This window comes from Acinetobacter dispersus, assembly GCF_009884975.1.
GTDB lineage: Bacteria > Pseudomonadota > Gammaproteobacteria > Pseudomonadales > Moraxellaceae > Acinetobacter > Acinetobacter dispersus.
In genome coordinates, this window is the sequence record NZ_CP041970.1 from 2,442,104 (window position 1) to 2,453,050 (window position 10,947).

12 protein-coding genes are annotated in these 10,947 nt (G+C 41.7%); 8 read left to right on the forward strand and 4 right to left on the reverse strand.

Going from position 1 to position 10,947, the window contains the following annotated elements; all coding sequences use genetic code 11:
• Positions 1 to 40: 40 nt before the first annotated feature.
• From FPL17_RS11150 to FPL17_RS11175, 6 genes are all read left to right on the forward strand, one after another.
• The gene (locus FPL17_RS11150; RefSeq protein WP_004655703.1) at positions 41 to 829 is read left to right on the forward strand and encodes a crotonase/enoyl-CoA hydratase family protein; all 789 of its coding nucleotides are present in this window, start codon (positions 41 to 43) and stop codon (positions 827 to 829) included.
• Positions 830 to 850: 21 nt separating this feature from the next.
• Positions 851 to 1,717 carry an NAD(P)-dependent oxidoreductase gene (locus FPL17_RS11155; protein WP_159885085.1) on the forward strand — a complete coding sequence of 289 codons (867 nt, stop codon included), beginning with the start codon at positions 851 to 853 and terminating at the stop codon, positions 1,715 to 1,717.
• 30 nt (positions 1,718 to 1,747) lie between these two features.
• The gene (locus tag FPL17_RS11160) at positions 1,748 to 2,542 is read left to right on the forward strand and encodes a hydroxypyruvate isomerase family protein (protein WP_159885087.1); all 795 of its coding nucleotides are present in this window, start codon (positions 1,748 to 1,750) and stop codon (positions 2,540 to 2,542) included.
• 81 nt (positions 2,543 to 2,623) lie between these two features.
• Positions 2,624 to 3,022 (forward strand): ribosome silencing factor, encoded by a 399-nt coding sequence (gene rsfS, locus FPL17_RS11165; protein WP_004774663.1) that lies wholly within the window; start codon positions 2,624 to 2,626, stop codon positions 3,020 to 3,022.
• Positions 3,023 to 3,197: 175 nt separating this feature from the next.
• Positions 3,198 to 3,818, forward strand: coding sequence for an NUDIX hydrolase (locus FPL17_RS11170; RefSeq protein WP_159885089.1), 621 nt, complete (start codon positions 3,198 to 3,200; stop codon positions 3,816 to 3,818).
• Between the two features lie 181 nt (positions 3,819 to 3,999).
• Positions 4,000 to 4,821, forward strand: a complete 822-nt coding sequence (locus FPL17_RS11175) for an SDR family NAD(P)-dependent oxidoreductase (RefSeq protein WP_159885091.1) — start codon at positions 4,000 to 4,002, stop codon at positions 4,819 to 4,821.
• Between the two features lie 62 nt (positions 4,822 to 4,883).
• Here the strand turns inward: FPL17_RS11175 and FPL17_RS11180 are convergent, their stop codons facing one another.
• From FPL17_RS11180 to FPL17_RS11190, 3 genes are read right to left on the reverse strand one after another with little or no spacing between them, the layout of a single operon-like run.
• On the reverse strand, positions 4,884 to 6,338 hold the full coding sequence (locus FPL17_RS11180; RefSeq protein ID WP_005184817.1) for an NAD(P)(+) transhydrogenase (Re/Si-specific) subunit beta: 1,455 nt from the start codon (positions 6,336 to 6,338) through the stop codon (positions 4,884 to 4,886).
• A 3-nt stretch (positions 6,339 to 6,341) separates the two neighbouring features.
• Positions 6,342 to 6,665: a proton-translocating transhydrogenase family protein gene (locus tag FPL17_RS11185; protein WP_004655717.1), complete on the reverse strand. Its 324-nt coding sequence runs from the start codon at positions 6,663 to 6,665 to the stop codon at positions 6,342 to 6,344.
• Between the two features lie 11 nt (positions 6,666 to 6,676).
• A complete protein-coding gene (locus tag FPL17_RS11190; RefSeq protein ID WP_159885093.1) occupies positions 6,677 to 7,804 on the reverse strand; it encodes a Re/Si-specific NAD(P)(+) transhydrogenase subunit alpha in 1,128 nt (375 codons plus the stop codon).
• 866 nt (positions 7,805 to 8,670) lie between these two features.
• On the opposite strand from FPL17_RS11190, the gene FPL17_RS11195 reads away from it, so the two are divergent.
• Together FPL17_RS11195 and FPL17_RS11200 are read left to right on the forward strand one after the other, a co-directional pair.
• Positions 8,671 to 9,090, forward strand: a complete 420-nt coding sequence (locus FPL17_RS11195) for a RidA family protein (protein ID WP_159885095.1) — start codon at positions 8,671 to 8,673, stop codon at positions 9,088 to 9,090.
• 19 nt (positions 9,091 to 9,109) lie between these two features.
• The gene (locus FPL17_RS11200) at positions 9,110 to 10,303 is read left to right on the forward strand and encodes an MFS transporter (protein WP_159885097.1); all 1,194 of its coding nucleotides are present in this window, start codon (positions 9,110 to 9,112) and stop codon (positions 10,301 to 10,303) included.
• Between the two features lie 191 nt (positions 10,304 to 10,494).
• On the opposite strand, the gene FPL17_RS11205 is transcribed toward FPL17_RS11200, so the two are convergent.
• On the reverse strand, positions 10,495 to 10,779 hold the full coding sequence (locus FPL17_RS11205; protein WP_005184827.1) for a hypothetical protein: 285 nt from the start codon (positions 10,777 to 10,779) through the stop codon (positions 10,495 to 10,497).
• Between the last annotated feature and the right edge of the window lie 168 nt (positions 10,780 to 10,947).

Here is a 10,947-nt window from a genome sequence, read left to right on the forward strand (position 1 = left end):
GTGCTATGCTGCCTCATCAAACACAATAAGAGTAAGGCAGATGGCACTTTTACGCGTTGAAAAGAACAATGGAATTGCAACAGTTTCCCTAAACCGACCTGACAAACGTAATGCAATGAGTTTTGCATTACTCAAAGAGCTGGTGGCAACTGCTAAAAAAATTGAAAAAGATCGTTCAATCCGCTGTGTCATTCTCACAGGTGAAGCACAAGTCTTTAGTGCAGGCATCGACCTGTCTGATTTAAACAATCCTAAAAATACCGCTTTTGCCGCTTGGGAACTGATCAAACCAGGGCAAAGTCTGTTTCAAAAAGCGTTCCTGATCTGGCAAAACCTACCGATCCCTGTGATTGCAGCAATCGAAGGCTATTGCTTTGGTGCGGGTATGCAGCTCGCACTCGCAGCCGATATTCGTATTGCGACGCCAAGCACACAAATGTCAATTATGGAAAGTCGCTGGGGCCTTGTACCCGATATGGGGCTAACACGCTCATTAAAAGGACTGATTGGCGTTGATTTAGCCAAAGAATTGACCTTAACTGCACGTATCTTTGATGCTGAATACGCCAAACAAATTGGTCTAGTCACCCATTTAGACAATGATCCATTAGCGAAAGCGAACATCATTGCCGAAGAAATTTTACAGCGTTCACCAGATGCCATTATGGCGGCCAAACGTGTGTTAGATGCGATGGAACACCAACCCGAAAAAGCTTTACGCTTAGAAAAACTTTGGCAGCTCAAGCTACTCTTAGGTAAAAACAGCAGTCTTGCGCGTAAAAAGGACAAGAATCCAGAGGTTCAATTCCTACCACGTCAATATAAATAATCACAATCTGGGTATATTCACATGCATGTTAATCAACAAACACCAATCGCATTTCTAGGTATGGGTTTAATGGGCACACGTATGGCCAGCCGACTATTACAAGCAGGTTATCCTGTCGCGGTCTGGAATCGTAGCCCACTTGCATGTGAACCTCTACAACAACAAGGTGCATTACACTTAGAGCTAAATGACATCGGAAGCTATCCTGTTATTTTGGCGTGTTTAGCCGATGATCAAGCGGTGCAAAATGTTTTCGCCCAAATTCAACCGTATTTGAAAGCTGAACAGATCATCGTTGATTTCTCCAGCTTATCAGTCTCAGCAACGCAACAATTGGCTCAGTCTGCTCAACAACAACAGGTCACATGGATTGACTCCCCTGTATCAGGCGGAACCATGGGAGCTGAGCAAGGTACATTGGTTATTTTTGCGGGTGGAGATGCTGAGACCATCCAGCAACTGAACCCAATTTACAATGTGCTATCACAGCGTGTTACTCGTATGGGAGAGTCAGGCACAGGGCAAGCCACCAAGATCTGCAATCAATTGATTGTTGCAGCTAATAGCACGCTCATTGCCGAAGCAGTCGCTCTTGCAGACCAAGCAGGTGTGGATACGACTTTACTTGCTCCTGCACTCGCAGGTGGTTTTGCCGACTCTAAACCCTTTCAAATTCTCGCTCCTCGTATGGCAACACATACTTTTGAGCCAGTACAGTGGAAGGTGCAAACCCTATCAAAAGATTTAAACAATGCATTACTTCTGGCACAAAGTTTTAACTTAAAGATACCTGTGGCACAAAAAGCTCTATTACAGTTACAAGCTCACCAAGAAAATGGCTTTGCTGAGAAGGATTTAGCGACTATCATCAAAATTATAGAACAATAAATAGGATCTATTGATTCAGGGAGTCCGAACATGAGCCATCTTGCAGTCAATTTATCAATGATCTTCACTGAGGTCCCTTTAATCGAGCGTTTTGCCTTAGCACAAGCTCACGGTTTTCAGCATGTGGAAATTCAATTTCCTTATGAACTCGATATTATTGATATTCGAACCCAACTTGAACAATACAATTTATCTCTCTGTCTGATTAACGTTCCTGCAGGCGATTTAATGCAAGGCGGCAATGGGCTTGCGGGTGTACCTGGTCGTGAAGTCGAGTTTCATCAGGCCCTTGAACTGGCCATTAACTATGCAAATGCATTAAATGTTCCACGTGTGAATATTCTGGCAGGTAAACAGCCACTTGATGCTGATCTACTCCCTTGTCTTAATACCCTATCAAATAATCTAAAGCTTGCTTGTCATATGTTAACCGAACAAGGTATTGAACCTGTTTTAGAAATGATTAATGGCACCGATATGCCACGCTTTTTGGTTCAGAACATTGCTCAAGCGCAAGAAATGCTAGAAGCGGTCAACCATCCTGCGCTCAAAATGCAGTATGACTGTTATCACATGGCCATGATGGGTGAAGATGTTTTGGCAGGTCTACAAGAAAATTTACATCAAATTGGGCATATTCAATTTGCCGACTGTCCGGGCCGCAATGAGCCAGATACAGGAAATATCCCGTATAAACAGATCTTTGACTGGTTAGCACAAAGTGACTATCGGGGTCTCATTGCAGCTGAATACAGACCAAAAACTGAGTCAGATCAATCTTTTGCATGGAAAAAGAAGTACTTTTCCAATGATGTGAATACATAAACTGTTACTGCTAAAATTTGAACTTTTTAGAGAAAAACGGTATATTTGACAATGAGCAATTGTCAGGAAAATATACCCTCTATGAATTTAGAACCATCGCCCAGCGCTTCTAATTCTCACGACCTAAAAATCAAAACAGCGAACAAAGATGTACAAGCTTGCCTAAAAGTTGTACATGAAGCTCTCACTGATGTAAAAGCCAAAGATATTCTTGAACTTGACGTAAGTACGATTAGCAATGTTGCCGATGCAATTGTGATTGCAAGCGGTACATCGACTCGTCATGTCAAAGCCCTTGCAGACAATGTTGCTGATGAAGCACGTAAAGCAGGTTTCCGCCCAATCGGTGTCGAAGGTGAACGCGACGCTGAGTGGATCTTAATCGACCTCGGTTTTGTTGTGGTACATGTAATGTTACCAACCGCGCGTAAGTTCTACGACTTAGAAAGCTTATGGCGTGCACCCGAATCTGTAGCGTAAAGCTCTCAAAAAAAGCGACCGAATAGGTCGCTTTTTTATACGACATACATCAATCAAAAGAGATCTAAACATAAGCAAGCATAAGCCGACTCAATGCTTACCCCCTGTTGCTCGTTGTAAAATTTAATAGCAATGCTAGTATTAAACCCTCTGCTTAATCACAACTAAAAATAATATGAAAGATTCAACTGAATGGATTGAAACACTCAACAAGATTACAGGATTAGCGCAATCAGGTTTGTACTACAGCAAAGATGTATACGATAAAGAGCGTTATCAGCAACTACTTGACCACGTCCGTACCCTGATTGAATTAAAAGAAATTGATACCTCTCATTTTATCCCAAACGTACTACAAGATATTGGCTATGCAACACCCAAAATAGATGTCCGTGCTGTTGTATTTAAAGACAATAAACTTCTATTAGCCAAAGAAACACAGGACGGCTTATGGTCTATTCCAGGAGGCTGGGCAGACGTAGGATATTCCGCTGCCGAAAATGCGGAAAAAGAAGTTCTTGAAGAAACAGGATTAGAAGTAAAAGCGGTTAAACTCCTCGCGCTCACAGACCGAAGAAAGCACCCTCACCCCGCTATGTTTCTGCATGTCTATAAAGCGTTCTTCTGGTGTGAACTGATTGGTGGTGAACTCAAGCCAAGCATCGAGACCTCTGAGGTGGGTTTCTTTGCTAAGGATGAATTACCACCGATTTCTACAGCTCGTGTTACAGAAACACAAATCCACCAATTTTTTGAGTTACTACAAAAATTACCCGAAAATACTTATTTCGACTAACGTTCAATTCTGAAACCCATTAAAAAAATATAATCCCCAAAAACAACATCTTTGCTATCTAAGGACTAGCAAATACCAATCATCTCCCACCTATAAATTTGACATGACAAATTGTCAAAATTGCAGCACTATACAGATTCTTGCAATCCCACCAATAAATAGCATAACTGGAGTACAGGAAGTGAAAATACTGATTACAGGCGCCAATACAGGCATTGGTTTTGCCACAGCAGAACAGTTGGTTAAACAAGGGCAACACGTGATTCTGGCCTGCCGAAACCCTCAGAAGGCAGAACAAGCACAAAACAAATTACGTGCACTCGATCAAGGGCAAGTCGATCTCATCTCCCTCGACCTCAACAGCCTTGAACTCACTCGAAAAGCAGCTGATGAAATCGCAGATCGTTATGGCAATCTAGATGTGTTGATCAACAATGCAGGTCTATTTGCCAAAACCAAGCAACTGACTGCTGATGGTTTTGAGCAACAATTTGGCGTCAATTATCTGGGGCATTTTCTATTGACCCAAAAACTGCTTCCCGTTTTAAAACAATCTCCCCAAGCACGTATTGTGCATTTAGCCTCGATTGCACACTGGGCTGGCTCAATCAAACCCAATAAGTTCCGTGCAGAAGGTTTTTATAATCCACTGTTTTATTATGGACAATCCAAACTTGCAAATTTACTGTTCAGTAATGCATTAGCAGAACAACTAGCAGGTAGCTCCGTCACCAATAATGCATTACATCCAGGTGGTGTTGCTTCGGATATTTATCGCGATCTGCCTAAACCTGTCTACGCTGCCATGAAATTAGGTTTGGTCCCCACTTCTGTTCCTGCAAATCTAATCAGCAAAATGGCGATTGGCGATGAATGGGCAAACCGTAATGGAGAGTATGTCAGTGCGCATATGCCTGACTGGAAATCTTCACATGCCAAAAATCAGCAATTGGCACGTGATCTATATCAACAATCTATACAATTGGTCGAAAAGTTTCTTTAAAAAATAAACCAAATAAAAAAGCCACCCCGAGGGTGGCTTTTACAATCCTGATTGAGGTCAGATTAGTGACCGCCACCATTGATTGCTTTGGTCATATCTTCCACAACTTTCTTAGCATCACCAAAGATCATCATAGTTTTTTCATTGTAGAACAAGTCATTGTCTAAGCCAGCATAACCTGTCGCCATAGAGCGCTTGATCACCATGATGGTACGTGCTTTATGCGCTTCAAGAATCGGCATACCATAAATCGGTGAAGTCGGATCGTCTTTCGCCGCGGGGTTCACAACGTCGTTTGCACCAATAACAAGCACCACGTCTGTTGCAGGGAAATCTGAGTTGATCTCATCCATTTCCAAGATGTCTTCATAAGCAACATCTGCCTCAGCTAACAATACGTTCATGTGACCAGGCATACGACCAGCAACTGGGTGAATCGCAAAGCGAACTTTTACACCCTGCTCTTTCAAGATTTCACATAACTCTTTAACCGCATTCTGTGCACGACCTTGCGCCATACCATAACCCGGTACAATCACAACGCTGTCTGCATTTGACATCAAGAAGCCTGCGTCATCTGCTGAACCAGAACGATGGTTACGTTGAACTTGCTCACCTTTATCTGCTGATGCAACTGCCGCTCCGCCCATTGCACCACCAAACAAAACGTTGATGATTGAACGGTTCATCGCCTTACACATGATGTAAGAAAGAATCGCACCAGAAGAACCTACAAGCGAACCTGCAACGATCAACATATTGTTTTCAAGTGTGAAACCAATACCTGCCGCAGCCCAACCAGAGAATGAGTTCAAAAGTGATACCACAACTGGCATATCACCACCACCGACTGGTGCAATCCATACCCAGCCAAATGCAAGTGCAAGTGCTGTCATTGCCCAGAATGCAGTCATGTTACCCGTGGTGAAAAAATAGAAACCACATGCAAGCATCGCAATAAAGATGGTTGCTTGAACTGGTTTAACCCATGCACCAGAAATTGTTTTTGCCCATTTCTTCGCAGCCAATTTACCGTAAGCAAATACAGATGCAGTAAATGTGATCGCACCCACGAAGCAGCCCACAAACAATTCAAATAAATGAACTGAACTCATATGTGCATGTTGAACACCAGCAGCTGTTAACGCAGCCTCATTTTGTTCAAATAAAACATTGAGTTGGTTGTTATGCAGAATCGCCGCAATTGCAATCAATACCGCAGCCAACCCCACGAGAGAGTGCATCAACGCAACAGTCTCAGGCATTTGTGTCATGGGCACTGTTTTCGCACGTGCGATACCAACGACAGCACCCAATACCATTGCACCACCGATCATCCAAACAACAGGATGTTCAGCAACAAAGAAGGTGGTTACTACAGCAATCGCCATTGCGATCATACCGTAGCGGTTACCTGCAATTGCAGTCTTAGGACCAGACAAGCCACGTAAAGTTAAGATAAAGAGGACAGCACCAATCAGGTAGAACCAATCCGCATAGTCTCGAATGAATTCCATTGCTTAACCCTCTTTTTTCTTTTGCTTCGGCTTGAACATTTCAAGCATACGAGCAGTTACAGCAAAGCCACCGAAGATATTGATACTTGCCAAGAACACAGCAATCGCACCAAGGATACTCACCACGTTTACACTTTGGAATGCAACATTAGCATCTACACCAATCGCTGGCATACCCACTGTTTGGATCATCGCGCCAACCACAATAATTGAAGACAACGCATTAGTTACTGCCATTAATGGTGTATGTAATGCAGGTGTTACACCCCACACCACGTAATAACCAACGAAGATGGCAAGGACGAAAATTGTAATCGTTTCAACCATGAGAACTCTCCTTAACCGCGCTTGAGCAGTACTTGACCGCCATGAGTCACGAGTAACGCTTTTTGGATTTCTTCTTCTTGATTGATCGCAAAGCCTTTGTCTTTGTCAAATAATGTCTCAAGGAAGTTAAAAACGTTACGTGCATACAATGCAGATGCTTCAGTTGCAACTGTGGCTGGGATGTTTGGAATACCCAAAATTTTCACGCCATTTTCAGTTGTGACTGTTTCGCCTTCTTTAGAACCTTCAACGTTACCACCCGTTTCTACTGCCATATCTAAAATGACAGAACCCGGTTTCATTTTGGCAACGGTTTCAGCTTTAATTAAACGCGGAGCATTACGACCCGGAATCAATGCAGTGGTGATTACGATGTCAGCATTTGATACCGCTTTATCTACAATCGCAGCTTGATCTTTGATGTATTGCTCACCCGGCTGCCAACCATAGCCGCTTTTCGCAGCTTCAGCAGCACGTTGTTTTTCTTCATCGGACATTGGCACATCGAGCCACTTACCGCCTAAAGATTCAACCTGCTCTTTTGCTGTTGGACGTAAGTCAGTTGCTTCTACCACTGCACCTAAACGTTTCGCAGTCGCAATCGCTTGAAGACCCGCAACACCAACACCCATAATCACAACACGTGCTGGTTTAACAGTACCTGCAGCCGTCATTAACATTGGGAACATACGTTGATATTCAGCCGCAGCTAACAATACAGACTTATAACCTGCCAAGTTTGCTTGAGAAGAAAGTACGTCCATATTTTGTGCGCGAGAAAGCGTACGCGGAAGTAATTCTAGAGCAAAAGCAGATACTTGCTGATTAGCAAACTGATCTAGTTCTGGATTGCGGTAAGGGTCAAACATTGCTATGACAGTAGTATTCGCCGCAAGTTTTTGAATTTCATCGCCTTTAGGGGCACGTACCTTCAAAATAATTTGGCTGCCTGTATAAGCATCGTCCGTAATGGTTGCGCCAACTTGTTCATAAGCACTGTCAATGTATGCAGCTTTAACACCAGCACCACGTTGAATGACAATACTATGACCTGCGTTAATCAACTTCTTAACTGTCTCTGGTGTTGCCGCTACACGACTTTCACCTGCAACAGTTTCGGTTGGGATTCCGATCTGCATGAGCGTTCCTCAAGCTAGTTTTTCTTAAGTAAACATCGCAAATAGCAATGTTTCCCCCAGGAGTATTCTTTGTAGAAATTTGGATTCTAATGGAAGTATTTTAAATTTCCACCCAATATTTATTTAATAAATACCTATATTTTGAACTGATGATTCACATTCAGGTTTTTAACTTGTATGATCCGCAGGTTTGCCTTTTGATCAGTCAAACCCTGTTTTTCATATTCCATGAATGTGAGAACTCAAGCATTCTCATAATCAATCCATCTATTTTCTTGCATTTCCCTTTCTCATACGAAAGATAAAAGCGGCATTCACTCAATAAACCTACTGATCGCCCTTATCATCATTACCAGCACACTAAATTCGTTTCACCAAATTGGATCACTCCTTTTATCTAGTAATGATAGATGGGTTGAATCGGCATCATAATCATGCAGTTGTTAGGAGGGATTGGCTTCTCTGAACTTTTATTGGTCTTTTCGGCTACTTTTTATCAGCTAATTTATAGAACTCAGGTGAGTTATAAGCATGAGCGCTTATTTCTCTTTATCAATTAATCTGAATTGTAGGCAGTAAATACTTCAGAAAAATCAAAAAGAGTTAAAAAAACTTAGATAGACATTTTTTCAAGTGATATTTGTATGGTTTTGTCTAGCAAAAGCTTCTTTATTGCACAACATTGGTGCAAAAAATAAACACCCTTAGCAATTAAACCAACTTTTGATCTGCATAAAACTTAAAATTCTAAAAAATAGGCTTTTTATTATCATTGATTGTGGATTTTGCTTCAAAATCCACTTGACCTCAAGCTAACTTGAGCTTTGATACTGAGTCATCTCAATGTTCAACATGATGTTTTAGCCATGAATCAGATTGACACACCGACCTTTGAAATCATTAATCCGAATGAACTTTATGATCCACGTAGTAATGGTTATAGTCATGTGGCGATTGTTCCACCCAATATGCGTACCATTCATATCGCAGGCCAAGGTGGCGAAAATAAAAATGGTGAGCTTTCAGAATATTTTGACCAACAGGTACAACAAGTCTTCTATAATATTCAACACGCTTTAGCTTCAGTCCATGCTCAAATTACGGATATCGCCGTTTTACGCATTCTAATCGTGGAACATGATGCTAAAAAGCATCAGGCTTTGATTCAAATCATGCAAGATTTATGGAAAAACCATGCTTTCCCAGCATGTACGCTCATTCCTGTCCCACGTTTGGCATTGGAAGGCATGCAAATCGAAGTTGAAGCAACTGCCTATACCGCATAAATCAGTGATCGAGAAAATTATGTCTGCCCCCCAAGATATTAGTCAAAATAAAGCATTACTCTGGTTTATGGCTGCAGCATGTGGTTTGTGTGCGGGTGCTAACTATTATAGTCAGCCTTTGATTCACTCCATTCAGCAGTATTTTGTAGTGACCGAAGGTCAAGCTGCACTGACAGTGACTTTTGCCCAAGTCTCTTATGCATTGGGCTTACTGTTTATTGTGCCAATGGGCGATGTGGTCAATAAAACTAAATTCATTCCTTTATTGATGGTGTTATGTGCTGTTGGCCTATTTATTAGTGCTTTCTCCATCAACTTACCTATGCTTTGGCTCGGTACGGTCATGGCTGGACTATTTTCAGTTGCTGCACAGGTATTGATTCCGCTTGCAACCATGACGGTAAAACCAGAAAAAACAGGTGAAGTGATTGGCTTCTTGATGAGTGGATTGCTGGTAGGTATTTTACTTTCAACCAGTCTGGCAGGTTTATTTTCGAATTTATTCCACTGGAAAGTGATTTATGTGGTCAGTGGCATACTGATGCTGATCTTGGCCTACGCATTAAAAAGTCGTTTGCCATACGCCATGCGCATGAAAATGAATTATAGCCAAGTCTTCGCTTCAATGGCACAACTGTTAAAGCAAGAGAAACGTTTAGTCTTACGTGCACTTGCAGGCGGCTTTGCTTTTGCCGCGGTCAGTATTTTATATTCTACCATTGCCCTACTGCTAACCTCAGCACATCATCTTCAAGATCTTTTAATTGGTATGGTGCCATTGGTCGGAATCTTTGGTGCGCTCTCAACACAGTATGTCGGTAAATATGCCGACCAAGGTTATACCAATCAGTTAACATGGCTTGGATGTGGTTTATTTATCGTGAGTTGGATCTTCTTCTATTTCGGACAAAGCGTCTTGTTCAGCTATATCCTTGGTTTTGCACTCATCCAGTTGGCACTCGCCTTAGTCCATACCAGCAATCAAAGTGTGATTTTCCGTTTACGTCCTGATGCAAAGTCTCGTATTAATGCCATTTATATGACCGCCTATTTTACTGGCGGCGCATGTGGTTCGGCTCTCGGCATTTTTGCCTGGAATCACGGTGGCTGGAGCATGACTTGTTTAGCAGGAATCAGCCTCGTTTTCGCATGCATGCTGTTTAGCTTGTTTGATTACCTTTTGACGAAGAGAAATAGTATTCTAAGCTCGTGAAGACTGATCCTCATCTCTAAAACTCAGACTTTAGAGATGAGCACTGTTTGCCAATAGATCTCAAGATTCAAATTATTATCATGTGTGACTCAAAATCAGAAAGTAGTTCTGCAACTTCGTTGAGCCAATCTATGGCTATGATGCAAAACTTATAATGAATAGCAAAGAAATATTTTTATTTAAAAATCAAATCAACATTCACACGTACCAAACATATTATAAATAAAATGCATTGGAGCGCACTCTGGATAAACATCAATATTCAGCACTTTTGATATCTTTCCACTTCCCAATACCGTAATAAAATTGCCACGCTTATTTAAAACGACACCTGTGATTACATTACTCTCGAGTTGCTCAAAAAATCGATTGATATGGTTTTTATTTTTATAAAAATAAACCCGCTGCCCAGCCTTAATCTTTTTATGGTTAACTCGTTGATATAAACCACATTCTTTACAAACCCACTTTTCCATTATTGCATCTCGAAATTTTAGCTATGAATTTCTGAACGGCACTAATGTGCGACCCGAAGCAATGGATTAGGTTGTTAGATTACGCCTACCCCATTACTTAGAGTAAGATTATGAATAGGTTCAATGAGGGGATATATCATCTGATGATGTAAATCACGTAGTGCAATA

Excerpts from the sequence above, each read along its gene's own strand:
- FPL17_RS11150 (WP_004655703.1), top strand. The coding sequence starts at position 41 with ATGGCACTTTTACGCGTTGAAAAGAACAATGGAATTGCAACAGTTTCC.
- FPL17_RS11155 (WP_159885085.1), top strand. The coding sequence starts at position 851 with ATGCATGTTAATCAACAAACACCAATCGCATTTCTAGGTATGGGTTTA.
- FPL17_RS11160 (WP_159885087.1), top strand. The coding sequence starts at position 1,748 with ATGAGCCATCTTGCAGTCAATTTATCAATGATCTTCACTGAGGTCCCT.
- rsfS (WP_004774663.1), top strand. The coding sequence starts at position 2,624 with ATGAATTTAGAACCATCGCCCAGCGCTTCTAATTCTCACGACCTAAAA.
- FPL17_RS11170 (WP_159885089.1), top strand. The coding sequence starts at position 3,198 with ATGAAAGATTCAACTGAATGGATTGAAACACTCAACAAGATTACAGGA.
- FPL17_RS11180 (WP_005184817.1), bottom strand. The coding sequence starts at position 6,338 with ATGGAATTCATTCGAGACTATGCGGATTGGTTCTACCTGATTGGTGCT.
- FPL17_RS11185 (WP_004655717.1), bottom strand. The coding sequence starts at position 6,665 with ATGGTTGAAACGATTACAATTTTCGTCCTTGCCATCTTCGTTGGTTAT.
- FPL17_RS11190 (WP_159885093.1), bottom strand. The coding sequence starts at position 7,804 with ATGCAGATCGGAATCCCAACCGAAACTGTTGCAGGTGAAAGTCGTGTA.
- FPL17_RS11195 (WP_159885095.1), top strand. The coding sequence starts at position 8,671 with ATGAATCAGATTGACACACCGACCTTTGAAATCATTAATCCGAATGAA.
- FPL17_RS11200 (WP_159885097.1), top strand. The coding sequence starts at position 9,110 with ATGTCTGCCCCCCAAGATATTAGTCAAAATAAAGCATTACTCTGGTTT.
- FPL17_RS11205 (WP_005184827.1), bottom strand. The coding sequence starts at position 10,779 with ATGGAAAAGTGGGTTTGTAAAGAATGTGGTTTATATCAACGAGTTAAC.